The organism is Siphonobacter sp. BAB-5385 (assembly GCF_002261125.1).
Taxonomy (GTDB): Bacteria; Bacteroidota; Bacteroidia; order Cytophagales; family Spirosomataceae; genus Siphonobacter.
This window is the reverse complement of sequence record NZ_NMPS01000198.1, coordinates 24,048-49,609: the sequence shown is the minus strand read 5'-3', so window position 1 is coordinate 49,609 and position 25,562 is coordinate 24,048. Positions and strand designations below refer to the sequence as shown.

General features: G+C 46.4%; 20 protein-coding genes, 1 tRNA gene and 1 pseudogene. 9 read left to right on the top strand and 13 right to left on the bottom strand.

Going from position 1 to position 25,562, the window contains the following annotated elements:
- Window positions 1-580: 580 nt before the first annotated feature.
- A complete protein-coding gene (locus BWI93_RS19530) occupies window positions 581-1,168 on the bottom strand; it encodes a hypothetical protein (protein WP_141217536.1) in 588 nt (195 codons plus the stop codon).
- A gap of 540 nt (window positions 1,169-1,708) precedes the next feature.
- Between BWI93_RS19530 and BWI93_RS19520 the strand changes: the two genes are divergently transcribed.
- Entirely contained in the window at window positions 1,709-2,929 is a 1,221-nt protein-coding gene (locus BWI93_RS19520; RefSeq protein ID WP_094814384.1) for a S9 family peptidase, read from the top strand.
- A 65-nt stretch (window positions 2,930-2,994) separates the two neighbouring features.
- Here the strand turns inward: BWI93_RS19520 and BWI93_RS19515 are convergent, their stop codons facing one another.
- From BWI93_RS19515 to BWI93_RS19505, 3 genes and pseudogenes are all read right to left on the bottom strand, one after another.
- A complete protein-coding gene (locus BWI93_RS19515; protein WP_094814382.1) occupies window positions 2,995-5,094 on the bottom strand; it encodes a hypothetical protein in 2,100 nt (699 codons plus the stop codon).
- A 123-nt stretch (window positions 5,095-5,217) separates the two neighbouring features.
- The gene (locus BWI93_RS19510; RefSeq protein ID WP_094814380.1) at window positions 5,218-5,457 is read right to left on the bottom strand and encodes a hypothetical protein; all 240 of its coding nucleotides are present in this window, start codon (window positions 5,455-5,457) and stop codon (window positions 5,218-5,220) included.
- Window positions 5,458-5,561: 104 nt separating this feature from the next.
- Window positions 5,562-8,032 (bottom strand): annotated as a pseudogene (locus tag BWI93_RS19505) (ribonucleoside-diphosphate reductase subunit alpha).
- 395 nt (window positions 8,033-8,427) lie between these two features.
- Here BWI93_RS19505 and BWI93_RS19500 point away from each other — a divergent pair.
- Window positions 8,428-8,673 (top strand): type B 50S ribosomal protein L31, encoded by a 246-nt coding sequence (locus BWI93_RS19500; protein ID WP_094814378.1) that lies wholly within the window; start codon window positions 8,428-8,430, stop codon window positions 8,671-8,673.
- A gap of 75 nt (window positions 8,674-8,748) precedes the next feature.
- Here BWI93_RS19500 and BWI93_RS19495 read toward each other — a convergent pair whose 3' ends face one another.
- Both BWI93_RS19495 and BWI93_RS19490 read right to left on the bottom strand, forming a co-directional pair.
- A complete protein-coding gene (locus BWI93_RS19495; RefSeq protein WP_176454282.1) occupies window positions 8,749-9,516 on the bottom strand; it encodes an SdiA-regulated domain-containing protein in 768 nt (255 codons plus the stop codon).
- A 181-nt stretch (window positions 9,517-9,697) separates the two neighbouring features.
- A complete protein-coding gene (locus BWI93_RS19490; protein ID WP_094814374.1) occupies window positions 9,698-9,982 on the bottom strand; it encodes a SelT/SelW/SelH family protein in 285 nt (94 codons plus the stop codon).
- 103 nt (window positions 9,983-10,085) lie between these two features.
- On the opposite strand from BWI93_RS19490, the gene BWI93_RS19485 reads away from it, so the two are divergent.
- Together BWI93_RS19485 and BWI93_RS19480 are read left to right on the top strand one after the other, a co-directional pair.
- Window positions 10,086-10,436, top strand: a complete 351-nt coding sequence (locus BWI93_RS19485) for a YraN family protein (protein ID WP_094814372.1) — start codon at window positions 10,086-10,088, stop codon at window positions 10,434-10,436.
- 66 nt (window positions 10,437-10,502) lie between these two features.
- A complete protein-coding gene (locus tag BWI93_RS19480) occupies window positions 10,503-11,894 on the top strand; it encodes an alpha-L-fucosidase (protein WP_094814370.1) in 1,392 nt (463 codons plus the stop codon).
- A 64-nt stretch (window positions 11,895-11,958) separates the two neighbouring features.
- On the opposite strand, the gene BWI93_RS19475 is transcribed toward BWI93_RS19480, so the two are convergent.
- Together BWI93_RS19475 and BWI93_RS19470 are read right to left on the bottom strand one after the other, a co-directional pair.
- Window positions 11,959-12,627: a phosphatase PAP2 family protein gene (locus tag BWI93_RS19475; protein ID WP_094814368.1), complete on the bottom strand. Its 669-nt coding sequence runs from the start codon at window positions 12,625-12,627 to the stop codon at window positions 11,959-11,961.
- A 150-nt stretch (window positions 12,628-12,777) separates the two neighbouring features.
- Entirely contained in the window at window positions 12,778-13,605 is an 828-nt protein-coding gene (locus tag BWI93_RS19470) for an N-acetylmuramoyl-L-alanine amidase (RefSeq protein ID WP_094814365.1), read from the bottom strand.
- Window positions 13,606-13,865: 260 nt separating this feature from the next.
- On the opposite strand from BWI93_RS19470, the gene BWI93_RS19465 reads away from it, so the two are divergent.
- The 4 genes from BWI93_RS19465 to BWI93_RS19450 all read left to right on the top strand — a co-directional run bounded on the left by BWI93_RS19465 (window position 13,866) and on the right by BWI93_RS19450 (window position 19,100).
- Entirely contained in the window at window positions 13,866-16,664 is a 2,799-nt protein-coding gene (locus BWI93_RS19465) for a putative LPS assembly protein LptD (RefSeq protein ID WP_141217535.1), read from the top strand.
- A 13-nt stretch (window positions 16,665-16,677) separates the two neighbouring features.
- A tRNA-Lys gene (locus tag BWI93_RS19460) sits at window positions 16,678-16,750 on the top strand.
- A 1,022-nt stretch (window positions 16,751-17,772) separates the two neighbouring features.
- Complete coding sequence (locus BWI93_RS19455; protein WP_094814361.1) at window positions 17,773-18,792, top strand: sugar transferase; 1,020 nt, start codon at window positions 17,773-17,775, stop codon at window positions 18,790-18,792.
- A 71-nt stretch (window positions 18,793-18,863) separates the two neighbouring features.
- Window positions 18,864-19,100 carry a hypothetical protein gene (locus tag BWI93_RS19450; protein ID WP_094814358.1) on the top strand — a complete coding sequence of 79 codons (237 nt, stop codon included), beginning with the start codon at window positions 18,864-18,866 and terminating at the stop codon, window positions 19,098-19,100.
- A gap of 380 nt (window positions 19,101-19,480) precedes the next feature.
- Here BWI93_RS19450 and BWI93_RS19445 read toward each other — a convergent pair whose 3' ends face one another.
- A complete protein-coding gene (locus tag BWI93_RS19445; protein WP_094814356.1) occupies window positions 19,481-20,407 on the bottom strand; it encodes an AraC family transcriptional regulator in 927 nt (308 codons plus the stop codon).
- 667 nt (window positions 20,408-21,074) lie between these two features.
- Here BWI93_RS19445 and BWI93_RS19435 point away from each other — a divergent pair.
- Window positions 21,075-21,479: a hypothetical protein gene (locus BWI93_RS19435; protein ID WP_094814351.1), complete on the top strand. Its 405-nt coding sequence runs from the start codon at window positions 21,075-21,077 to the stop codon at window positions 21,477-21,479.
- Between the two features lie 27 nt (window positions 21,480-21,506).
- Here the strand turns inward: BWI93_RS19435 and BWI93_RS19430 are convergent, their stop codons facing one another.
- The 4 genes from BWI93_RS19430 to lipB all read right to left on the bottom strand — a co-directional run bounded on the left by BWI93_RS19430 (window position 21,507) and on the right by lipB (window position 25,537).
- Complete coding sequence (locus tag BWI93_RS19430) at window positions 21,507-22,526, bottom strand: hypothetical protein (protein ID WP_094814349.1); 1,020 nt, start codon at window positions 22,524-22,526, stop codon at window positions 21,507-21,509.
- Window positions 22,527-23,473: 947 nt separating this feature from the next.
- Window positions 23,474-24,205, bottom strand: a complete 732-nt coding sequence (locus BWI93_RS19425; protein ID WP_094814392.1) for a 3'-5' exonuclease — start codon at window positions 24,203-24,205, stop codon at window positions 23,474-23,476.
- A gap of 161 nt (window positions 24,206-24,366) precedes the next feature.
- Window positions 24,367-24,780, bottom strand: a complete 414-nt coding sequence (locus BWI93_RS19420) for a hypothetical protein (protein WP_094814346.1) — start codon at window positions 24,778-24,780, stop codon at window positions 24,367-24,369.
- A gap of 25 nt (window positions 24,781-24,805) precedes the next feature.
- Window positions 24,806-25,537 (bottom strand): lipoyl(octanoyl) transferase LipB, encoded by a 732-nt coding sequence (lipB, locus tag BWI93_RS19415; RefSeq protein ID WP_094814344.1) that lies wholly within the window; start codon window positions 25,535-25,537, stop codon window positions 24,806-24,808.
- Window positions 25,538-25,562 lie beyond the last annotated feature (25 nt).

Genomic DNA, 25,562 nt, shown 5'->3' with positions numbered 1-25,562 from the left:
CGACAGGGCCATCATTACCCATACTTTTCTCATGGTTCTACAACTACTGATTTAAAGGGGATGTGTTAAAAGCAATTTCAATTTTGCTGCAAATATATCAGACTGACTTTTAGTATGCTATTATCAGATATACGGGATTTTGCAGGGATATGGTTCTTTTTCGTTTGTAAAAGTCCATTTTCGCCGTCGACGCTCAGAATCTAGCTATGACGCAGAAGCTGCGGAGCGGGCTCCAGCCTCCCTCATCCTCTAAGCATACAGAGGCATATTTAATAGGATAAACGAATCATGCTGGAGCGGTAGTGAAACTAAGTTGTATTTTTTTTCAACAAGTCCGAGAGCTACTTTATAATATCAATCTTCTCTAAAAAGTAAACCTTCTTCTCAAAAACTAATAAAGCATTGATGTATTCAGCGATTATTTGTTTTAAAGTGGTAAAGCCAGTAGATTAACTTTTAGTAAGGATTGGGATGGTTTATTTTTCTATAAAAAATTAGAGTACTCCATTAACGACTGGTTTGAAATTTAAAAGGCACGACTGAATAGTCAGCCGTGCCTTTTAATACGTACCTGTATGGTTTACTCTTCTTCACCAGAAGTAGCTGCCGTACGAGGAGCTTTATCTTTCAATGAAAGCTCATAGCCGCTAATACCTTCTTCTTCATAAGAGAACGGTTTGATTTCAAACGTATAGTCATACGTTGTATAATCAAGTCCTACTCTGTCAAAAATAGCTCCCAATGCAATACCGTGACCACGGCCACTTTTGGCAATGACAAAAGCATCCGTATCCGCGTCATCGGCTTTCACGAGGAAGAAAGACCCTACGCCTCTCTTGCGTTCTTCCGTACCTACTTTGAATTTTGTTGAGCTAGGATCAGCTTCCAGTAATTCAAGTACTGCGGGTGATAAAAGCAATTTTCCTTTTTTAGAAATGGAAGTAGTAACCGCTTCTTTTGATTTGGTTGACTTCTTCTTTTCTTCTACGTTATCAGTAGGAGAAAAGAAAAGAATTGATTTTTTTTCATGAAGGATAAAATAATTAATTGTGCTGCTTGTGTATTGTAACGAAACAAATATCTGTTTTATGATCAGAAAATCAAATTCCTCTTGGAGATAAATCAAATTATTTCGACGAACTTCTTCAAACCTTACTAAAAAAAGCAATAATCGGGTAAAATCGATTTTATCTTCAAGGTTATAGAACTCAATCCAAGGCTTATTTGTTTTTTAATAGTACTTTAATTTTCTAACGTCCGCTTTAGTAAGCGTAAACTTTACGTAGATACGGGTAATTTTTAAGAGAGCAGTTAATGATTTTTTGGGCTAGAATTGATTGGTCTAAGGGGAGTTTTGTAGCGTAAATATTTTTTATTTCCCCCATCTTCCTCTGCCAGATATCTATCTCCATAACTCTGATATTACGCTATTCCGGTCCGGTAACCAGCTTTGGGCTTTTGAAACGAAGGCAATAGGAGGCGGATTTTTCCCGTTTGAATGAACTGGACGAAAATAAGGTACCCAGGGAATTGTGGAGATAATGTAATCAAAATCAAGGAAGTTTGCTCAAAATGGCGGAACTTGCTGAGGTTGACAAAAAAATCAATTCCCAGGGTGCGAATCATACGAGCTGGCAGCGTGTTTTTGAATAAGTAACGAGTTTGCATCGATTAAATCAGGCTTACCTTCTTTTATTTTATAGCTACCATGAACAAACAACGTTTATTTTTCCATACCTGGCTTCCGATGCTGGTGATGGCGTGTTACCTAATGGCTTGCGGGGATGGAAATGACCCAAAACCCACCGAACCTGACCAGCATCTGGTACAGGCGGAAACCGTAAAAACGCTGACCAAAGAAGAAGTGGCTAAAGCGGTAGGTTCAAATCCCGTGTATCAGGCTATGGTCCGCTACGGCGTTACTGCGTATCGAATTACCTACAAAACAAAAGATACGGATGGCAAGGAAATTCAGGCCTCGGGAGCTCTGGTTATTCCAACCCTGGGACAGGGTGCCAGTGGCATACCCATGATTAGTTACCAGCACGGTACTTTATCGAGCGAATCGCAGGCTCCTTCCAACTTTGGTTCGGGTACGGATTCCCAGTTAACGACCCTGATGGCTTCGTTGGGTTACGTAGCGGTGGCCCCTGATTATATTGGCTACGGGGTTTCGAAAGAGCTGGCCCATACCTACGAACATCGGCAGGGCCTTTCGCAGGCTAGTCTCGATTTCCTGCGTGCGGTAAAGGAATATTTTGCCAAAAATAACACAGGCATCTGGGACAAGCGTCTGTACCTAACGGGTTATTCTGAAGGAGGCTATGCAACGATGTCTTTACTGAAAAAGATCGAGGAAGAAGCGGGTAGTGAGTTTAACATACGGGCGGTTTCAGCCGGTTCGGGAGCGTACAATAAAACGGCCTTCATGAAGTCGATTATCAATGAAACTACTACGACTAAAACCGTTGGTTACAACCGTTTATACGCCTGGGTTTTATTGACCTATAATCGTATTTATGGTTTGAATCGTCCCGCCAGTTATTACTTTAAAGAACCGTACGCTTCACAAATTCCGGCGACCGTTAAACACGTAAGTGATCTGGGTCAGTTAACGATTAGTACCAATATTACAAATACGTTCACGGACTCATTTAAAAAGGCGGTTAACGACGGTACAGAAACCGGTTTCCTGAACGCGGTAAAAGACAACGACGTTTACGACTGGAAGCCCAAAACACCGCTCTGGTTGTATCACGGAACGGCGGATGATCTTGTACCTTTCTTTAATTCCCAAAGTGCGGCCGAAGCAATGGCGGGCCGTGGTGCGACAACTGTACGGTTGTTCCCAATTCCCAACGCGAATCACGAAGGGGGGGTATCGATTTACGCAGCGGGCACGGTGAGCATGCTCAGTACCTATCCCTAAGCTAAAACGCTTTCATAAAAAAAGCCGCTTTCAACTCATGAAAGCGGCTTTTTTGTGGCTTAGGGTTAAGGCATCTTTTGTAGACCCTCCCAGCGAACTTTCCAGCCTTTGGGTAATCCCGGGTTGGTTTGTGTATTCCCATCAAAACCGGCACACAGTGCAGCAGCGGCAGTAAGTAGTCCGCCATTTCCGGGCAGGTAAATCCGTAAGCGGCCGTCCTGAAAATTATGACCGTTGGGCAAATAGGTATTCTTCTGAACGGGCATCAGCAAGGCTTCAATGGCTCGTTCGGGCTGGTACAGACGAATGGCCGTCAGGGCCGTTAAGGGAAAATCCCAGCCCCACGTATGATCCCAGTTCCATTTTTCCCAGATGACGTCAAGCGTACGGTGCATGGTTGACGAATCCGTACCCACCTGTAAAGGCATCATACCTAAGGCCCCCAGTACCGCCGGGTGATCGATCATGCGGTCGGGATTGGTATACGAATCGGGAGCACTTTCCGTCGCCAGATACACGTCGTCTTTTTGGGGTAAAGGCGAAAGTTTTTGCAGCACGTCATCCCATTCTTTGTTACGGGAAAGCTTTTGTCGTTCCCGCCACTGCTGGGCGGTTTCCAAGGCCCAACGCCAGTACGCCAGCTCAAACGTGGGGTTATACGTCTCTTCGGGTTTAAAACATTCCTGAGCCGGAATCAGCCCTTTGCCCAGTACGTAGCGGTCACCTTCTTTTGTGGCATACGAGGCCATAAATTCCGCCGTTTGATCAACCAGTTCCGCGTACTTTTTTAATACTGCCGGATTCTTCTGGTTTCGGTAACATAATTCAGCCAGATAAATGAAATGCGGCTGTTGCCAGATCAGAAAGGCTCCTACCGACGAAGGCGTTTCGTTGCCTTCCGGATCGGTCATTTTTTGCCAGCGTACGCCCTGGTACCCCTGTCGCTGGGCAATTGCCCGGGCTTTTTCGACCGTTTTCTGATACCAGTCCAGGCTTTTCTCCATAAGATCAGTTCGACCCCATAAGGCAAAATGAACGCCGTGCCACCAGTGCATTTCCAGGTGCGGCTTCCCGTACCAGCTATTGTACGTAAGGCCCGTTTCCTGAGGCGGCATGGCCTGCGTACAGTTAATTTTGGTCAGGTACTGGGAAAGAATAATGCGTCGTTCGAGTTCCTTCGCCCGGGGGTCGGCAGTGCCTGAAAAATCGATCGCTGCTCCGGAAGTCCAGAATTTTTTCCAGTCGTTGCTACTGCTGGTTTGCGTTTGAACAAAACTCGGAGCCGTACCCGTCTGAGTCGTAAAAAGACAGCTAAGGCTAAGGCTCGGTTCCGTACTACTCAACAGAAATTCGTGGGGTTGAGCGGCCTGTAACGTAGCTTTTCCCGCCCAGTTTAGGAATACAGAATAACGATCCTGATCCAGCTGATGTTCGATCTGAGCCGTAGTGGCCGCTTGTTTGACGATACGCGAGGTATGCTGATTGGCGTGCGTATAGTTCGCTCCAGCATCCACAAATTGATTGGTTGGATACGGAAACCGCAGGCGAACTTTCAATCGATTTTGAGCCAGTAAAGGCGACTGAATCTGAGTGGCGACGGCATCCTGCGTCTGGTGGCCGTAGGTCAGTACGTCCACGGGTGTTCCTTCCAGTTCAAAATGACTTTTCACGGCCCCCGTCCACATATTCAGTTCCTGACGAATAGTTGTTAGATCACCGGGTTGAGCTTCTGAACCGTCCTTCTTCAGTAGTACCAGTCCCAGATTTCCCAGTTGCAACCGATGCGGATTTTGCCGGACGAAATCGACCGCCTGTTTCTCACGGGTGCTTGTACCTCTTTGAACGGCATACATCACCTGACGGCCCTGATGTGGATACGGTTTCAGCGACTCCTGAAGCGTATAGTTTTCAGTATTGGGAAAGCTGTGCCAGCCCCACTCCGACTGCGTACCCAGTGGTACACCCTGAGCGTAATACGAAGGAAAGGTTTGTAATCCGGTGACATCGACAGTAAAGGCGAAACTACCATTTCCCACCGAAACGGAAGCCAGCGTATCCATCTTTGTAGTAATGACCGAATGCCGCTCCACAAGAGCTTTACGGTCAATACGTTGGGCAAATAAAGAACAAGGTAAGAGTACGAACGTCCAGAGGTATTTTTTCATCAGTCCAGCGATTGGCTTGACGAAGAGACGATGAAGGAGTCGGATTGCCCTGTAGAAATGATATTCAAGATAAGTGAAAGTGATAAAATAAAGGGTAAGCAAAGCTGCTTACCCTTTATTTTATTATTCACAAGAGCAATCGTCATCGTACTCTTGCTCTACTCCTCTTAAAGAACTTTTATAGTTATCAAAATCTGTAAAAGTACCTTGCTGAGAAGGGAGAACAATAGTTTCTTGCCAAATGACTATGTTTTTTTCCTGGTCGTATTTGGCCTCTACTTTAACTTCGTTTCCTTCTCTATTGACAGCCTTAAGAGATTTTCTACCTTTTTGACAAAAATATTGATTAGCTTCAGCAGCCATATATTTGATCTAATAATTAATGATTAAAAATTTTTGACAATAGAATAACATGCTTTGAAATTCTTTTCAGAGCATGTTATTCAAAATAAGAAATCATTAATTATTTAAGATCCACACATCTCACATCCGTCCGGATCATCCAGCGAGCAGGCAATCGCTGCCTTCGCGTCTTCTTCGGACCATTTCACGGGCTCTACTTCTTTCGTAGCCAGAGCGGCCTGAGCTTCTGGCGTGGCCAGGTAGTTCATGGCTTTTTCGTGAACGGTTGCCGTGCTGGGCTGAATCGCGACCTGAGCCTGCGTTTCCACCGTAAACTTGATGGCGTCAGCAGCAGCTTTAGTACGCAGGTAGTACATACCCGTTTTCAGTCCCCGCTCCCAGGCGTGGAAGTGCATGGACGTGATCTTACCGAAGTTGGCATCCGTCATGTGAATGTTCAGCGACTGGCTCTGGCAAATGAATGCTCCCCGATCGCTGACATATCAATGATGGTTTTCTGCTTGATTTCCCAAACCGTCTTGTAGAGTTCTTTCAGGTTCGCCGGGATTTCAGGGATATTCTGTACGGAACCGTTCGCCGCGATGAGTTTGTTTTTCATCGTTTCGTTCCACAAGCCCATTTTCACGAGGTCACGCAAGAGGTACTTGTTCACGACTACGAATTCGCCGGAAAGTACGCGACGTACGTAGATGTTCGACGTAAATGGCTCGAAACATTCGTTGTTACCCAGAATCTGACTTGTCGAAGCCGTAGGCATCGGAGCGACCAGCAGGGAGTTACGAACACCGTGCGTTTTTACTTTTTCACGCAGCGATTCCCAGTCCCAACGATTAGATGAAGGCTTCACGCCCCACATATCGAACTGGAAGATACCTTGTGAAATGGGGCTACCCGCCCAGGTTTCGTACGCACCGTATTTCTGAGCCTCTTCCATCGAAGCCTCCATGGCTCCAAAGTAGATGGTTTCGAAAATGTCTTTATTAAGCTGACGGGCTTCTTCGCTTTCAAACGGCATACGCAGTTGTACGAAGGTATCCGCCAGACCCTGTACGCCTAAACCAATCGGACGGTGACGTTTGTTCGAACGCTCGGCTTCGGGTACGGGATAATAGTTGATATCGATGATTTTGTTGAGGTTACGCGTAGCAACTTTCGTAATCTCATACAGTTTTTCGTGGTTGAAACGCAGGAATCCATCCTCACCTTTTTCCACAAATTTGGGCAGGGCCAGCGAAGCCAGGTTACATACCGCTACTTCATCTGCTGCCGTGTACTCGATGATTTCCGTACAGAGGTTTGAAGACTTGATCGTACCCAGGTTTTTCTGGTTCGACTTGCGGTTCGCGTGATCTTTGAAGAGCATGTAGGGCGTACCCGTCTCAATCTGAGATTCCATGATCTCAAACCAAAGATCCTGAGCTTTTACCGTACGGCGGGCTTTGCCTTCGCGTTCGTATTTTTCGTAAAGAGCTTCAAATTCGTCACCGTATACATCTGACAAACCGGGGCACTCGTGGGGGCACATCAATGACCAAACGTCATTGTCTTTCACCCGCTTCATGAATAAATCGGGTACCCAGAGAGCGAAGAATAAATCGCGGGCCCGGAGTTCTTCTTTACCGTGGTTTTTCTTCAGTTGCAGGAAGTCAAAAACATCGGCGTGCCAGGGTTCAATGTACATGGCGAAAGAACCCTTCCGTTTTCCACCTCCCTGATCGACATAACGAGCCGTATCATTGAATACCCGAAGCATCGGCACGATACCGTTCGAAGTACCGTTCGTACCCTTGATGTAGCTACCCGTTGCCCGGATGTTATGAATGCTCAAACCAATACCACCAGCTGACTGCGAAATTAGAGCACACTGTTTCAGCGTATCGTAGATTCCGTTGATACTGTCATCCTGCATGGTGAGCAGGAAGCAGGAAGATAACTGAGGTTTCGGCGTACCGGCGTTGAAAAGCGTTGGCGTCGCGTGCGTAAACCAGCGTTCAGACAGCAGGTTATACGTTTCAATCGCCGATTCAATGTCATTACCGTGAATACCGATAGCCACCCGCATCAGCATGTGCTGCGGACGCTCGGCAATTTTACCGTTGACTTTCAGTAAGTACGACTTTTCAAGCGTCTTGAAACCGAAGTAATCATAACCGAAATCACGATCGTAGATGATGGTGGAATCAAGCAATGCCGCGTGCTTCTTCACTACATCGTACGTTTCCTTGGAAATCAACGCAGCATTTTCGCTCGTTTTAGGATCGATGTAATGATACAACTGCTTCATCGTCGCCGAAAACGACTTCTGCGTGTTCTTATGCAGGTTAGAAATAGCGATGCGAGCCGCCAGCGTCGCGTAGTCGGGGTGACGCGTAGTGAGGGAGGCGGCTGTCTCAGCGGCCAGGTTGTCAAGCTCTACCGTATTTACGCCATCGTAAATACCGGACACGACCTTCATGGCTACCTCGATGGGTTGAACAAAGGCGGGATCTAAGCCGTAGCACAGGCGTTCGATCCGGGCAGTAATTTTGTCAAACTTCACCGATTCGCGTCGGCCATCTCTTTTGATAACGTGCATGTTGTCAGCGAATTAAGAAGATATTGGATGGATATGTCAATCTGAAGCTTAATCCAAGGATAAAATATCCTAAAAACTCGGACCATTAGCCTCAATGTAGGATACCAGTAGTTGGTAACTAGGCAATTTCTGAATGTGAAATTAATGTTAAGTCAGTAATAAACGAGTAAAAAAAAATATTTAAAAAAAAGACCATTCAATGCCAAAATGTTACCTCAGATTACTCCTTTCGAATGATCGTTCGTATTTGGATTTCCGTATGAGAATGCGTATACGAAGAACATTTTTATAGAATAAAAAAGAAAACATCGGGACAACCTTTGTTACATTCCCAAAAGATGATTATTTTTGCGGCCTATTTGTGCAAAGATCGTAACTGACTAACAATCAATATAATGGCTAAAGCAGATATTCATCCTGAGTACCGCGAGGTGGTATTTTGGGATCTTTCCAGCGATTACAAATTCCTGACCCGCTCTACGTCTACGACGAAAGATACGGTTGAATTCGAAGGCAAAACGTATCCTGTAGTGAAAGTCGAGGTTTCTTCACAATCTCACCCTTTCTACACCGGTAAAAACGTACTGCTCGATACGGCTGGTCGCGTTGATAAATTCAACAAACGTTACGGCAAGAAATAGTCTTTGTTCCGTACCAACCGTTCAAAAAGAGAATCCGACCCTGAGCCGGATTCTCTTTTGCTTTATATACCTGTCTTATTTCGTTCTGGGCTTAAACTCCCAGATTTTTCCAGGCCCTTTTTTGCCTTCACTCGAAAGGAAGAGGGTACCGTCCGGGGCAAAACAAATGCCTTCGGGCTGTTCGAATACCTTCGGGTCCAGTTTTTCGATGGCTACAAAATTGCCGCCTTTCCGGTCAAGTACCAGTAATTTGTGTCCGACCGAAGCGAGAATGTACACTTCCTTGGTTTGAGGGTGCGTCGCAATGGCCGAAGGTTTGAACTCCGTATCTTTTCCCGTCAGACCGACTTCTTCAAAACTTTTCTTCCGTAAGACAATACCTTTCCAGGAAACATTTTTCTGCGGATTGTAGAAATACACGTACCGTTCGTCTTTGGCTTTTTTGGTTTCCTTGGCTGCTACAAAAAACCAGCCGGTTTTGCTATCAAACGTTAGGCCTTCCACTTCGTTCTGACCGGGTAACTGAAGATTAAAGGTTCGCATGCTTTTGGATTCACCACTAATGACGCCACCGGGTAAGTACGTCTGATTGAGCGTGAAAATGAAAAGTTGCCCGTCGCTTCGCAAGACGTAGAATTTGCCTTCGTGGTAAACAATATCCTCGTAGTCGCCAGCATTGCCCCAAATCCGCTGTTCGGTCATTTTTCCGGTTTGGTAATTAATCAAAAAGAGATCGCCCTGTTCGTCGTTAATGGCCGCCAGCTGACCCGGTTTTACGTACGTAATACCCGAAATTTCCTTTAAAACCGGGGGAAGACTCGAAACTTTGACGGGATGTTGCAAGTCGTAGTCCAGCGGCTTGAGCGTATGGGCCTGTACCGCGACGGTTTCCTTCGTCTTTTTTCTTTTTGGGTGACTGGCAGGCGGACAATAAGCTAAAAGCCAGAAGGCAACCCAGCAGAGGTGCCGTTTTCATAAGGGTTGAATGCATCAGAGGTAAACTAGTTTGGGTTAAGCAAAGCTACTACTCCGTTTTGTGGTCGGAATGGCCGAGGGATTTTTCCGGAGCAATCAAATCCCGTACCTGTTGTTTTAGGGTTTTGATTTCGGGGAAACCACCGGCTTGCTTGCGGTCAAAAATTTCCTGCCCGTTCAGGTAGATTTTGAAAGTACCGGAAACTTCAGCCGGACGCAGACCAACTTCTCCCAGCTCTTCCCAAAACGTCGTCAATAATTCCTGAGCTAGCCAGGCCGACCGCAGCAACCAGCCACAGCGAGGGCAGTATTCAATCGTAAGAATGGGTTTCATGGATTCAAGCTTAATTAGTGGATAAACGAACTACGGAACGGCATCCGTACTTTGGCAAATCTTAGCATCTTTCCCGTACATTCCATCAATCTGCAGAATTTTTGTGCCAACGCATGTACAGACCGGACAACGAGGGGAAGTGCTGGCCGCTCGCTTCCTGGAACAAAAAGGGTATGAAATTGTCGCTCGTAACTACCGGGCCGGACGGGCGGAGGTTGATCTCATTGTACGTCGGGAGCAGTGGCTGGTTTTCGTCGAAGTGAAAACCCGTACCAATCTGAAGTTTGGTTTTCCGGAAGCCTTTGTATCTGCCCGAAAAGAAACGCTGCTACGACAGGCCGCCGATCAGTACGTCTATGAAACCAACTGGCGGGGACACCTCCGCTTTGACGTAATCGCCGTGGTAATGACGCGGAAATCAGAAGAGCTGGTACATTTTGAAGACGTCTGGTAATCATCCAGAAAAAGGGTAGCAAAGGTTTCTTTTCTTCTTTTGTAAAAAAACCTCTGTTCTTACTCTATGAAAAAAGTACTGCTTTCCGCTTTATTGAGCGTTTGTTCCTGTATGGCTATGGCTCAGAAAACCTACGAAGCCAACTGGGCCTCCATTGATTCACGGCCCGTTCCGAATTGGTTTGAAGACGCCAAGTTTGGCATTTTTATTCACTGGGGACTATTTTCTGTACCTTCCTACGCTCCAACCGCCCGTGATGGCATGGGCGTCTACGATCAGTATTCGGAATGGTACTGGCAGAAGTGGCAGGACGCCAAGAGCAAAACTTCACCGCTGTTTCAGAAATTCCATAACCGCGTGTATGGAGCAGACACCAAGTATCAGGACTTCGTCAAAGACTTTAAAGCCGAATTTTTCAAGCCGGACGAATGGGCAAAGGTTTTTGAGCAGGCTGGTGCGAAATATGTTGTACTGACGTCGAAACACCACGAAGGCTTTACGCTCTGGCCGAGTGCTCAGGCCTGGAACTGGAACGCCGTAGACGTAGGTCCGCACCGCGATTTACTGGGTGATCTGACAACTGCCGTCAAGGATAAAGGCTTGCACATGGGCTACTATTATTCCCTGTACGAATGGTACAACCCCTTGTACAAACAAAGTGTGAACCGCTATGTAGACGAGCACATGATACCCCAGTTGAAAGATCTGATAACCCGCTACAAACCTGATGTGGTGTGGACGGATGGCGAATGGGACCATTCGTCGGAAGTATGGAAAAGTACAGAGTTTCTGGCCTGGCTGTATAACGAGTCACCGGTGAAAGAAACCGTGGTGGTCAATGATCGCTGGGGTAAAGAAACGCGTTCAAAACACGGGGGTATTTATACGACCGAATACGACCTGGTACATTCGGGTAATGCCGATAATACGAAGTTTACGCACCCTTGGGAAGAATGCCGGGGAATCGGCGGTTCGTTTGGTTACAATCGGGCCGAGATTCTGGAAGATTATGCGACGTCTGCGGCGTTGGTACACATTCTGATCGAAAAAGTGGCTCGCGGCGGCAATCTGTTACTGAACGTCGGACCCACCGCGGATGGCCGTCTTCCCGTCATCATGCAGCAACGGCTGAAAGACATGGGCGATTGGCTCAAAGTCAACAAAGATGCCATCTACGGTACGCGGGCCTGGGACAAAGCTCCCGCGTTCAAGAAAGGTACCAAACTGTTTTTCACGCAGAAAGGAAAAGACCTGTACGTATTGACGACGGAATGGATGGATAACCTTTCGGTCGATGGCATCACTAAACCACAAAGCGTTTCCTTACTGGGCTTTAAAGGAGCGGTGAAAACGAGTATGAAGGGGAATCAACTGACGATTGCGGCCCCGAGCGTCACGCCTGCTACGATACCCTGCCAGCACGCCTGGGTATACAAGCTCGAAGGAGCGGCCCGATAACTTGCGGGTTTCAGAAAAAAAGGCTGGACGGGAAGATCTTCGTCCAGCCTTTTTTCGTGAATAGTTAAGCGACCCTTCGTCTCAATTCCAGACGTTTATCCAGCCACTTTTTGGGATGATGTTGCCAGTAGGTTTCTAGTCCTGTGAATACCAGTAAGGTGGAAACCGTACCAATAATCGAACCTACGTAAATATCCGCGACGAAATGCTGGAATAGGTACACGCGGGAATAAGCCCCCAGAACGGCCAGAAATAGAAATAGCCAGCCCCAATGTTTGTTGCTTACCAGTAACGTAAGCAGACAAAACAAGGCAAAAACGGACGTTGAATGCCCCGATGGGAAGCTATTGATGCTGTGTAAACTGAGTCCGTCGACGGTATGAAAAACCCAGCCTGAGTTTTTGTAAAAGGCACTGGGTCGTAATTCTCCCTCGAAAAAACTGTGTTTCAACAATTGCGTAAACAGGCCAGCAATGAGTAAGGATAGTACACCAGCCAGAGCCCAGCGGTACCGAACAAATACTAGTCCAATGACAATGCCAAAACCCACGGCTCCGTCCGCGAGATCGGTCAGGTAATAAAAGAATACATCCCAGAACGGATGATTGACGCCATTAATCCACCGCATCAGTACCGTCCGATCCAGCTGAGAAAGCATACTGCCGACGACAATGAGTAATAAAACATACGGCAGGAAGAACGAATAATTCTGTCGGATCAATCGAAAAAGCATGCGAAGGGGTCGTGAAGAGTTGTTGGTTAGTAGTTGATCGTTGTTGGTTAGTAGTGCCTTGGAAAGGTCGGCATACCTGATGGATGATACATGGCAAAGTAACCGAACCTTTCAACTAATAACCCTCAACTACTAACGAACAACTTAAACCTAATTATCCATTTCATTTTTATACTGCTCGAAGGCCCGGAAAATGGCTTCGGCGAGTTTATCCTGTCCGGCGTCACTGGCCAGGAAAGCCTCTTCGGTCGGATTAGACAGGTAACCCGTTTCAATCAGTACCGAAGGCGTGGCGGTAGTCCAGAGTACCAGCAGTCCGGCTTGTTTTACGCCACGACTAATGCGGTCCGCTCGCTTAAAGGCTCGTTCTACTTTCGAAGCAAAATTCACGCTGTTGGCCAGATACGCATTCTGGTAATTTTCCAGCATGATTTGGCCCAGGGGAGAATTGGGATCGAATCCTTCGTACTTCTTTTCGTAGTTCTTTTCCTGGAAAATTACGGCGTTTTCGCGTTTCGCTACGGCCAGGTTTGCCTCCGATTTGTGTAACCCCATCACGTACGTTTCCGTACCGTAGAAATCCCGGCGAGTCGCGGGCAGAGCGTTGGCGTGAATCGACATGAACAGGTCCGCTTTGTTTCGATTGGAAACGGCTCCACGTTCGTGCAATTCGACAAATACGTCCGTTTTACGGGTAAAAACGACCTTGACGTTGGGGTAATGTTCTTTGATTTTTTCTCCGACGGCCAAAGCAATCGGCAGGACTACGTTTTTTTCCCGCGTACCATTTTTGCCAATCGCTCCGGGGTCTTTTCCACCGTGACCGGCGTCAATGACAACGGTACGAATCGCGTCTACTTTGGGGTTTGCAACGGGAGGCCTTTCGGACACCGTATTCTCCTGAAAACTGAATAAAATCAAAACCAGCCCTAGTACGGGCCATACATTAACACACTTTAACGGGCTTTTTTCACGCATGCTTCTGAAGGTTGGTACAGTTACTATGTATTTTTGCCCGACAAATTTAAAGGAAAATGCGAGTCACTTACCGATGAAGCATGATTCAGTCGCCGTATCTTCGCTTCTTAAATTCGGAACCGGGAATTTTTAGTTTGTTCGTTAGCAATCAACTCATACCAACGCCAAAAGTTTCCCCGATAGTCTACTGAAAGGCCAGAAACATTGAACATTAAATTCCAGGACCGTTGAAGAACTGTTTTCTTTTGATCTTTTTTGTGATGCTTGGTGTTGTGCAGGCCTGGGGACAGCGTCCGGGATCAAAACGCATGGCTCTTCCCTTTGGCCGGGTCCAACGCCCCGTACAACCCGATTCACTAAAGCCGCTCGCTCCGGCCGATTCCATCCGTCTTTCCAAAGCCGATTCCCTGCAAGATGAGAGTGATTTGAAATCTCAGGTGGAGTATTTCGCCAGGGATTCAACGATTATGACGACCGACGAGAAAGTAGTAGAGTTGTACGGAGATGCCAAGGTCGATTACGAAGACATTCACCTGAAAGCCGACTACATCAAGCTGAATTGGGAAACCAACGAGGTATACGCCATTGGTCGGAAAGATTCAACGGGCAAGGTAATCGGGGAGCCCATTTTCGAGCAGGGGGCCGATGCATACAATACCAGCGAAATTCGCTATAACTTCAAGACACGGCGGGCCGCTATTAAAACTATCGTTACCAAGCAGGGCGAGGGCAACGTACGGGGAAAAATCGTTAAGAAAGACAGTTCGAACAACTTCTTTTTACGCGGAGCTTTCTATACGACCTGCGACTTACTGCATCCGCACTATGGCATTCAGGCTCCAAAAATCAAACTTGTACAGGGCAAAGGTGATAACAGGCAGGTCATTTCCGGACCTTTTAACCTGGTCATTGCCGGCGTGCAGTTGCCGCTGGGCCTTCCGTTCGGATTCTTTCCTTTTTCAGAGAAGCGAAAATCTGGCTTCATTCTGGGTAACTACGGAGAGGAACCGCAAAACCGGGGTTTTTACCTGCGGGATTTTGGGTATTACTGGGCCGTGAACGATTACCTGGGTCTGCGATTTACGGGGCAGCTCTACTCAAAAGGCGGCTGGGGTGCTGGTTCGCAGGGAAATTACATTAAGAAATATCGATACAGTGGCAGTTTTAGTCTGATTTACAACCACAATAGAGCCGGGGACGAAATTGGCCCAAACCGTACCATTTCAAATGACTTCAGTGTGCAGTGGTCACATACGCCCCAGACGCTGGGTCGGCCGTATAGTTTCTCGGCTTCGGTAAACGTCGCCAGTAGTAATTACCTCAACAACAACGAGCAAAACCTGACGAGTCAGACGGGTGGACTAGGCCGATACCAACAGAACGTGTTTGGATCTTCGGTACAATATTCGCACAACTTTGGGCAGTATCTCCAGACCAGTGCCAACGTACGGATCAACCAGAACGTAACGACCCGGGCGTTGACCATTGGAGGGGGCGTAACGGCAGCGGTAACCCAGTTTCAGCCGCTGCGACGGAGAAAAGCCGTAACGCCCGCCTGGTACGAATCCTTCCGTCTGGGAGCTAACCTGTCGAGTACGGTAGATATTTCCAACAATATTCAGCCTCAGGTAATTAGTAACAGTGGTTTCGCCGGTGAATTCCGGATTGCCAACTATATCCCTGATACCCTGAATACCCGTACGACTTCAACACCTGAAAATGCTCAGACGCGGGTTTTGTCCGGAAATATTCCCTTTAATCTTGAGAACTTACCGACCATTTTAAAGAACAGTCAGGTTACCACCACCTTTTCGATTCCCATTTCCTTACCTAACTTCAAAATTGCCCGTAACATCAACGTTACGCCGGGCGTAAGTTTACAGGGAAACCTCTATACAAAACAATATTCTTATCGTTACATAAGCCCTGGAACGCCCCTCGAATCCGTACGGGCTGGCTTTGTGTCGGATAGTGGTGGGGTTGTCGTGGATACCATCAGCCGTTTATCGCCGGCTTACACCTACTCTACTTCCTTAGGGATCAACACGCGGGTATATGGAACGTATTACTTCAAAAAACTGGGTCGCCTGGAAGCGATCCGGCATACGTTTGCCCCTTCGATCAGTTTGAGTTATACACCCGATCTGTCGAGTAAGTTTTACCAGCGAGTACAGATTAACGAGCGGGGGGATCAACGTTTGCTTTCTAAGTTTTCGGGTTATAGTGGAAGCATCGGGGCGGCGGCGGCAGCCAGTTTCAGTTTAACCAACCAGCTGGAAATGAAAGTCAGGGCCAAATCCGATACGGCGAAGGAGGCCTTTCAGAAGATTAATATCCTTGATAACTTCGGGCTATCGGGTAGTTACAACTTCCTGGCCGACTCGTTTAATCTCTCCAATCTGTCGCTAGTGGCCAATACGGTCATTTTGAAAAAGTATAACATCAACTTTGCCTCCACCTTTGATCCGTACGACGTCGTGCAGGATGATTACCTGCTCAGTGGCCGAAGGGTAAATCGTCTAAAAGTGGCTTCCGGCAAAGGCTTGGCCAGTCTGCAAAGTATGACCATTGGGTTTAGTACGGGCTTTAAAGGCGGGCAGAAAAATAAAAAGGGCCAGCAGCAGCAACAGCCCAAGGAAAAACCCGAAGGCGTGAGTGATGCAGAAATGCGGTTTATTCAATCGAATCCGCAGCTGTATATCGACTGGGATGTTCCCTGGAATGTGAACCTGAGCTATAACTTCAGCTATACGAAGTACGGCCTGGGCCGGGCCCAAACGTTCCAGACGTTAAGTATGAATGGTGATATCAAACTAACCGAGAAATGGGCCATGACCTTTACCACGGGCTGGGATTTTGTACTGAATGCTCCTTCGCTGACGAATATTGGCCTGACGCGTAACCTTCACTGCTGGGAGGCCTCGTTTAACTGGACGCCGATTGCTCAAAATCTCCGGGGTGGGAACTACAATTTTGAATTACGCGTTCGGTCTGCTATGTTGAAGGATCTCAAGCTCTCCCGCCGTCGTAGCTTCTACGATCAGGGGGGTGGGTTCTAAGTCAACAGAAATAGTCTCCGTAGCTCAGTTGGTAGAGCAATTGACTCTTAATCAATGGGTCGCAGGTTCGAACCCTGCCGGGGACACGTTAACAATAAAGCCCTTACGGTTAGATGCCGTAAGGGCTTTATTGTTTACCGGAGTACCATAAAATCGCGTTGTCTACAGTACATTTGAGTGATACCATTCACCGTGCATGAAAAAGTACTGTCAAGCTATAACGGCGATTAAGATCATGGCCTAACTTGTTTAGATACAGGATGTTAGCTCTTTATAGATTAAAACACGTCTTGAATATATTATAAAATGTTAATTATTTAGCAACTTACTTATTTAATCAATCAGATATAAAGCTTCATACTAACAATCGCTATACCTAGTCAAAAAAATAATTAATATAGGCGTTAGTACTTAACTTACGTTTATGACGTATATAAAAAATATTTAATTTAATTAATAAATACTTTTTGAGTATAAAGTATTAGTAGATAGTGCTAGTTAGTGGGTGTAATTTGTATATACGTTTAAGCTTGGACACGTTTTGTATTGGAAAATAGGCGTAATCTGAACCTTTACCTCTTATTATCAGAATATTAAGTTTCTATGTTTCTCCTGTTCCTGTTAAGCGGACTGAAACAATAAGCAGCTTTTTCTCCTATCTAGTCAGTATAAAAGTTACTATAATTTAATGTATGCTTACTAGGGTTGAATCAAAAAAACTTATACTTTTGTGCACATAGTAATGACCTGCCTTCTTCATTACTTACAGTATACACTAGCCAGCAGAAATGATTGTTAATCTAGAGTATGGTTAGCCCGCCCTAAGTATATTCTGCCGAGTAAAACCTTTTTAGCTCAACTGAAATAACCCATAGTACTTATGTGAAGAAGCCGTACGTCTTCATCGTAAGCGTATTCTGTGCCCACATCATTTAAAGTAGCTGTATTTTTTAGCGAATAGCAGTGCCTTTATCCTTCTACAGGCAGGCTACGTTGAGGCTATGTGCTAATCTCAGAACGGAATGCTGTAAAACAGAGGCTTTAACGATTGACATGGTGACCATACGGCTGCTTTCATTGCCAAATATCCGCCCCAAAACCGGAATCTATGAATAACCTATCCTCTGTTCTACCCACCGTTTTTACTGCTCATCGCCGGGTCGTGCATCGTTTGCGTAGCTCTAAAAGTATTGGTAGACAAATATTAGTTATCACTGGTTACGATTATTTTCTGACCAAACGGGATATCAAACGACTAATGCCTCAATACGAGGAAATCGTTTTAGTGCCCCGCCATACCGACGCTGAGTACCTGACTAATGACGTATTACACTCCCTGCTGAATTCCTATCAGGAGTTTTACTTAGTAGCTAATCCTAACCACGACCACCAACATCAGGTTATTCATCAGCTAATTATTCGGGAAAGTAAGGTCAGTAAGGTCAGCACAGTAGCCGATTTTTGTAAGAACCATTTGCAAAAAGTATACATCGCTGAAAATGCGGAGGAATTAACCTGGCCCGATCAGTTGCCCCCATTCCGGCCGGAAGTACGAACGTTTAAAAAAGCTCTGGATGTGGTTACTTCATTGGGTTTTCTAACCCTTACGTCTCCCCTGTGGCTATGGAGTGCCTGGAAAATAAGGCAAGAATCGCCTGGACCCGTTCTGTATCGGCAAAGTCGCGTTGGGGTGGCGGATGAGGAGTTTCAATGCATTAAATTCCGCTCCATGCGACTGGATGCGGAAGCCTCCGGGGCTCTTTTTTCAAGCCGCAGGGATACCCGAACTTTTCCCTTTGGTGCTTTTATGCGAAAGATACGTTTGGACGAACTGCCCCAGTTTCTGAACGTACTGAGAGGAGAAATGTCTTTGGTTGGACCTCGACCAGAGCGACGGGTATTCACCCGGAAGTTTGAGGAGCAAATCCCGCATTACGCCAACCGACACGTGGTTAGGCCTGGAATTACAGGCTACGCTCAAATCTGCTACCCGTACGGAGCCGGAGCTAGAGACGCCCGCCATAAGTTGATGTATGATCTGTATTACATTGAACAATGGACGCTCAGTCTGGAAATGTATATTTTATGGCGAACCTTCATTACCGTAGTAACCAAGCAAGGATGTTAGTTCGCTAACAACCCGATGCATGAAACCTGTTTTGACTTCTTCCTCCAGAATTTGAAAACCCTTTTATTGTTATGACCGAAGAAACCTTGAGAATTGTTCTGATTTTACTGGTAGCTTTTGTGATTACGGGGTTAGAAAAACGAAAAAGCCGTCAGAAATACCTGTCCGTAAATCCGTCTGCTGCCCGATATACCTTACTGAACCGCCGTAAATCCCATGCCAGACGTACGCAGAAGATGCCGAGGCAATTGCAAAACCAACAAGTGCCAATATCGTGTTTAAACGAAGCATCTGCCGTATTGAAATAAAGTATATCGAAGACAGAGAAGTGTCGCATAACGGCGTATGCAGGGTATTCACGATAAACCCTCCGGCCAGTGATCAAAGATTGGCGAAAGACGGGATCAGGCCGGATGGGATGGACGTTGCAGCTTTAATCCTGAATTGAGAATGAGGCTAAAAATGCGTTTAGCCCGTCATTTCGGCTATCTAGCCCATAAACCTTACTGTCCATAGAATAAACCTCCTAAAAACATACCTTAACGGTACTTTTGTACCATAGGTTTAGAGGTTATGGTTGAAACTCTTTCGCGATTCGCGGAAGAGTTTTTAGTTTGTACATGTCCCGTAAGGGCATAAAGAAAGCACTTATCTTGGGAGACAAGTGCTTTCTTAAAAGAAGCAATACTTACAAGTTCATCAGCGATTCGCGACGACGCATCTTGCCCGCGGGAATCCCAAACATCATTTTAAAGCGACGGCAGAAATAGGCCGTGTCCTTGTAGCCTACTTCGGCACCAATGGCACGAATACTCTTCTTCGACGTACGCAGTAAATTTACTGCCGCTTCCATCCGCTGGTATTCGATATAGTCCTGCGGATTGATACCCGTCAGCATCTTGAAATATTGGCCGACGTAATCTTCAGAAACGTTGGCTACGTTGGCGAGTACCTTGTTGGACAGATCGCCGCCAATGTTATCCTTGATATACGTAAAAATGTCGATCAGACGGGGATCTTTGAAATACGTACTGTTGGTAGCTAATTGCTCCACAAACAGACGGTGTTTCAGGATATACCGAATGATATTGATGACGATCTCTTCCGTCTTGATTTTGATAATACGACCCCGACCTGCTTCGTCCCGAAAATCTTCCGCTAGAATCTCTTTCAGAGCGTGAGCCAGCGATTCCTCCCCTTTAATAAGGAAGGGCGGTACGTCCAGAGAAGTAAAGAAGTTAACGGAATCGAAAACCTTGGCTTCAAACGCTACCAAACCAAAAGAGTGGGGTAATTTCCCAATCTCGGCCGGATCCCGACGCGAATCGAAATACCGTTCGCGGAAGGTGAGAAACTCTTCGTTTGAGATAGCCTTTGGATTTTCACTGCTACCGTAGGTAATATTCAACGACTTGCCGCCGGGGATAAATAACATATCACCGGGTTCGGCTAGGGTTCCTTCTTCGCCAAATGACACTTCACCGTCGTATAAAATCAACAGTGAGTTTTCGATGTCATAAAAATTCTTGATTCGGATGGCTTGTTGCATCCGAATATGCCGGGCCTTGATAAATCGGACGCCCAGCGACTCAATGATTTTGTTGTAATCTTCCATTGCGATGGGGTAAGGCCGGTGTTTTTCGAAAGTCTGGCCTTTCTAAAATTAGGACAAAACTAATAATTGTATTTTTAAAAGCAAATTGGACAAAAAAAATAAATTTGATTCGAAAACCGCGTTTCTTTAAAAAGAATGCCCGTTTGCAGAAACAGAAATTTAACACGGGGGGGAGGGGGGACTACCTATTTTTTGTATTTAGCAGGTTAAAAGCTCTTTTTATGGGTTTCGGGAAGTAGACTAACCAGGAATTCTCAGAGACGAAAAATTAGTTTAGGAGCTAAGGCAACCCCATCAATATACGTTGACAAAAAGGACTTTTAACTAGTGGAAATACGACCCAGAAGCGTTTCCCACGAACCTTGATGGCTTCGTTTGGTCAACAGTTTCCTGCCGAGCCTGTGAAAATAGATCATTTGAGTGAAAGAGAAATAAAAATAAAAAATTGGTATGCTGGCATACCAATTTTTTGATAGAAGTAGCTATAAAGCAACGCTTTAGCTTACGATACTTTAGAAAGTAATAATGAATCAATCTTTAGCTATTGATGAAGATTTTGTGAAGAAAAAGTACAATTTCACTCGGAAGTGCAGGCTTTAATTCAATGAACATCCATTCGGCGAGGACGTTTATGGAATAGTATATTGGATTGAAACCTTCACATAGTATGACTCAATACACCCCTTCTGAATGTTTAGTACAATTATTGGTAGAGAATGGATTTCGAGAAGTAACCGAACAGTATTTTCCCCATAGTCATGTTCGGCTGGAGCTAAAGGGTGAATCCTACCACCCAGCTTATTTTCAACGGGCCTTTCGCCATGGTACGGGCACGGCACTGCTGATTCTGAATTACCTGACCATCCGAATGATTTACAAATCGTATGTACTGGTGGAAAGTCGTCGTTTGACAGAAGACGAAGCCCAAACCATTATCGCTTTTTGCAAACTCCCGGCCAAGCAACAGGGGATTTTATCCCGCAAAATTTCAAATCTTACGGATTTACAGGCCGCTTTGCAGCAACACCTGACAGTGCCCGAGCCTCGACTCAGACCTTATCTGGTACGCTAAAGAAGGGAAAGCTCCCCACCCTTTCAATTAAGGGTTGGGAGCTGTTGTATTTTGCGTAGCTTTAATAACGACCCGATGGTTAGGACGCAGGTCTACGTTCGTTTTCGACGTAGGAATGCAGCCAGGGCAGTTGGCCGTCCAGGTAGCAGGATCATCCCAGTTACCTGATTGAGCTGATGTGTAAGAGGTAATTACTTGTACGGGTTTGCTCGTCGTAGCCGTACAACCGTAAATGTTCGTAGCCGTCAGGTTATAAGTTCCTGTTTGAGCCGCTGAAACATCAGCCAGCTGAATGGTTTTCTGGGTAGATGTGTAGCCGTTAGGACCACTCCAGCTATAATACGGAGCATCGCCAGCCGTCAGTCCGAGGGTGTGGCCCGCTGAAAGTGGTGCATTGCCTGTAATGGTTGCAGCAACGGTACCCAGCGAAGCAGGAACCACGATACGCGGCGACATAATCACATTGCCATTGCCATCGCTTGCTTTCAACTGATACGTACCGGCCGTAAAATCAGCTGAGTTACCCGATGCTACGGAGTTCACGCCGTTATTGTTTAGCGGATTTACCCACGTATATGAAGCCCACCCGTCTTCGCCTTTTATCCGCATTTGTGTGCTGCTCAGGCAGGAAGGATACAGGCGAGCCGGAGCCAGAGCCGCATAGGGCGTAGCTAAAGTTTGAATAGTAGCGGCATCCAGAGCGTCAGCCCAGGCCTTGGCTAGCAGTACCAGTCCCGGACCTTTGAAGTGAACATCTACTTCATCGCGGTTATCGGGACCGTGAATATCGTCCGTGGCTGGCCCGGCGAAGATTTGTTTAGCAGGATTGACCAGAGCGTTCTGAGCACTAATAATCGTTGGATTATTGATACTGGGACCGGAGGTGTTCGTACGGTCAAAGTAGCGACTGGCCCGGGAGATAACCCAGGGAAGATTGGCTTTGCCGGAATGCGAGCGACTGGCTGCAATGACAGCGTTCCAGTTTGCGATGTATGTTTCCTGCGATGTATTGGCAAAGTTATCCGTTTCGCCCTGGTGGAGTAGCACGCTCGTACGCCATACTGAGAAGCATAATTATTCAAACTAATCCGCAGGTTTCCGTAGGGTTGACCTTTCGGATAGGGATAGCTAAAAACAGGGTTCAACGCCGGGTCTTGCGAAGGATCAATACTCGTGAGCCAGTTGACACTGCCCGTACCGGACCAGCCTCCCTGGAAAAACGCCACCGGAACTTTCCACCGTTCCACCAGCAGATCGCCCAAGGCTCCCCAGCACCAGGCTGAGAGGCCGAAAGGAGCCAGTTTCGTTGTCGCATCCAGGTGAACAAACTCGGGGGTAGCTACCTTGTCCTTCACATTCGAATAGCTCCAGGGACCCCATTGGCTTGGATCGTTCAGATCCGGATTCTCTGCAATTTTATAACCGATGCCCACGGCACTCACCTGATCGTAGGTTGCCGATGGCCCCGTATTGTTAGGGTCCGCAATTCCGGTTGCATTCGACTGGCCGGCAATTACGAAGACTTCACCAACGCCAACTTTTGTCAACGTAGTTTCCTGCCCAAGCAAAGAACCGTTCTGATAGGCCCGCACCTTGAGATCATACCAGCCTCCTTTGGCTGTAACCGAACCCTGAAAATAACCGTTGGAAGGACTACTGGTGGTATTGCCGGGATAGGTCCACAGGGGTTGCCACTGGGTATCGACGGCATTATTAGGACCAATCGAACCACCTGCCGGAATGGGAACCAAGCGTACCTCAATCCGGTCTACTTTTTCCGTATAAACACCTGCTACGTGTACAGAAGCCTGATTCGATAAATCACGCTGAAAAACGGCTCGCGTGGTGGGAAAAGTAATGCTTAACTGGGCGAAACTCTGGTAATACGTAAAGAGGAAAAAAAGCAGACTAGCTAATCTGTACAAATGTTTCATAAAGGACAAACCGGTAAAATGGGCGGGTAAAAATAACGACAAACATGTAAAAAAAACAATTTACTCCAGACGAATAATTTGTTTTTCCTGTAGTAATTCCATTTGATGATAACGCAAATATAGTTGGGCTAGCACTACAACATCTTCCCGACAATACTGAGCAATGGAAATCAAATTATTTTTATGATAATACGTTGTATTTACTTCACTTCCGGAAAGCGTGTCCTTACTGGAGGGAATATCAAATAAAGCGGCCAGTAACTCCAGGCTCGTATAATTTTTAAAATCGCCGAATTTCCAGTAATCCATCGTATCCAAATGCGGGGAGTCGTAGCGTCTCCAGTGGGTATTCCATAGAGAGCGGGGGATCGGTATACCGTGAATCATCATCCGCCGACAGAGATACGGATAGTCAAACTCCCGTCCATTATGAGCACAGAGAATCAGTTTACGAGCGTACCGCTTTTCTACCAGTGTGCAAAACTGACGAAGTACGCTGGCCTCATCATGCCCGTGAATGGTACGAACCCGAAAGGTAGCCTCATCTGCCTCCCAATGGAAGAAGCCTAATCCGATGACGATAATTTTACCGAATTCGGCGTAAACGGCGGCTCGATCAAAGTAAAGTTCTGCATCGCTGGGCCCCTCGGTACTGCGAAGTCGATCCGCTTTTCGTAACCATTCTTTTTGCAGCCGTTCGGATACTAATTCCAGCGAAGATTCGCCCGAAACAGTCTCAATATCAATGAATAAAAGATGTCTGGCCGTAGATTGAAATTCAGCTGCATTCATGAGGAAATACGAAGGTACACGTCGAAAGTAACGAAGAAAACAATCTCCTCCGTGCTGCATTGAGCAAACGGTAACCGATGAATTAACTACAGGTATACGCACAAAAAAAACGCGGACTTTACCACCGTAAAATCCACGTTTATAAGAAAAAAAGGGAAAGCTTATTCGTGCAGAATACCTTCCTGAGCTAACTGATTAATTTGAATCAGATTGGCTTCGTCCAGGCTACCCGGTACGAAAATAAACCGCTTGTCATAAATCTGATTATCGATGAAATAACTCACCCAGTATTCATTCGTTAAATGAAATACTGAGGAATCAATGGGTTCAATCGGCTGATGACTATGGGCAGGGACTTCCTGAAAAAAATGGCGTAACGTTGATGTTTCCTGAGCTTCTTCACCCTGATGTTGGGGTTTACTATAGCCACGGGAAGTTACAAAAACGTTTTGAATGGCTTTGTCATTACGGTTGAGTAAGTAGACCCGCCAGGCAGCTTCATTGAATTCGTTCACTTCACGGGCTATGGCTACTTTTACCCCTTCTACGGGCAAAAATGGAATGTCTTTTTTCATGGGAATGAATGGTTTTATGGGTTACTCAAACGGTCGGCATGGTGAGCGATTCTTCGACAAAAACCATTTCGAACAAATCGGCCAGATGAGCTTTTAATCGCTGCGAAACTTCCTGGAAATCGAGGGAATGGCCCAGCTCTTTCGCCAGGGAGGTTACTTCTTTTCCCTCCAGACCACAGGGAACAATATACTCGAAAAAAGCAAGGTCATTATTTACATTCAGGGCAAAACCGTGCATGGTCACCCAGCGGCTGGCTTTTACGCCCATTGCACAGATTTTCCGGGGATTCTTCTGTTCGACGTAATCCAGCCACACGCCCGTCATTCCCGGAATGCGACCCGCCTCCAGTCCATAATCCGCACAGGTACGAATGATGGCTTCTTCCAGCATTCGCATGTACCAGTGAATATCGGGCTTGAAATTATCCAGATCCAGAATGGGGTAACCTACTAATTGACCCGGACCGTGATACGTAATATCCCCGCCCCGGTTGATTTTGTAGTACTGAATGCCGAGCTGTTCCAGCTTCTGTTCATCCTCCAGCAGATGTTCGGGTTTGCCACTTTTACCGAGCGTAAATACAGGCGGATGCTGCACAAAAAGAAGGTAATTATTCGTGGGCAATTGCTCCGCTACTGCGGCCTGCCGATTCTGAACCTTACGGGCTACGGTAGCGGCTAGCAGCTCTTCCTGGGCGTCCCAGGCCGACTGATAGTCCCGAAGGCCCCAGTCCTGAAAAATCACTTGCTTATTCATGAATACACTTAAAATTCATTCTAAA

Excerpts from the sequence above, each read along its gene's own strand:
- BWI93_RS19520 (WP_094814384.1), top strand. The coding sequence starts at position 1,709 with ATGAACAAACAACGTTTATTTTTCCATACCTGGCTTCCGATGCTGGTG.
- BWI93_RS19515 (WP_094814382.1), bottom strand. The coding sequence starts at position 5,094 with ATGAAAAAATACCTCTGGACGTTCGTACTCTTACCTTGTTCTTTATTT.
- BWI93_RS19510 (WP_094814380.1), bottom strand. The coding sequence starts at position 5,457 with ATGGCTGCTGAAGCTAATCAATATTTTTGTCAAAAAGGTAGAAAATCT.
- BWI93_RS19500 (WP_094814378.1), top strand. The coding sequence starts at position 8,428 with ATGGCTAAAGCAGATATTCATCCTGAGTACCGCGAGGTGGTATTTTGG.
- BWI93_RS19490 (WP_094814374.1), bottom strand. The coding sequence starts at position 9,982 with ATGAAACCCATTCTTACGATTGAATACTGCCCTCGCTGTGGCTGGTTG.
- BWI93_RS19480 (WP_094814370.1), top strand. The coding sequence starts at position 10,503 with ATGAAAAAAGTACTGCTTTCCGCTTTATTGAGCGTTTGTTCCTGTATG.
- BWI93_RS19475 (WP_094814368.1), bottom strand. The coding sequence starts at position 12,627 with ATGCTTTTTCGATTGATCCGACAGAATTATTCGTTCTTCCTGCCGTAT.
- BWI93_RS19470 (WP_094814365.1), bottom strand. The coding sequence starts at position 13,605 with ATGCGTGAAAAAAGCCCGTTAAAGTGTGTTAATGTATGGCCCGTACTA.
- BWI93_RS19465 (WP_141217535.1), top strand. The coding sequence starts at position 13,866 with ATGCTTGGTGTTGTGCAGGCCTGGGGACAGCGTCCGGGATCAAAACGC.
- BWI93_RS19455 (WP_094814361.1), top strand. The coding sequence starts at position 17,773 with ATGAATAACCTATCCTCTGTTCTACCCACCGTTTTTACTGCTCATCGC.
- BWI93_RS19450 (WP_094814358.1), top strand. The coding sequence starts at position 18,864 with ATGACCGAAGAAACCTTGAGAATTGTTCTGATTTTACTGGTAGCTTTT.
- BWI93_RS19445 (WP_094814356.1), bottom strand. The coding sequence starts at position 20,407 with ATGGAAGATTACAACAAAATCATTGAGTCGCTGGGCGTCCGATTTATC.
- BWI93_RS19435 (WP_094814351.1), top strand. The coding sequence starts at position 21,075 with ATGACTCAATACACCCCTTCTGAATGTTTAGTACAATTATTGGTAGAG.
- BWI93_RS19425 (WP_094814392.1), bottom strand. The coding sequence starts at position 24,205 with ATGAATGCAGCTGAATTTCAATCTACGGCCAGACATCTTTTATTCATT.
- BWI93_RS19420 (WP_094814346.1), bottom strand. The coding sequence starts at position 24,780 with ATGAAAAAAGACATTCCATTTTTGCCCGTAGAAGGGGTAAAAGTAGCC.
- lipB (WP_094814344.1), bottom strand. The coding sequence starts at position 25,537 with ATGAATAAGCAAGTGATTTTTCAGGACTGGGGCCTTCGGGACTATCAG.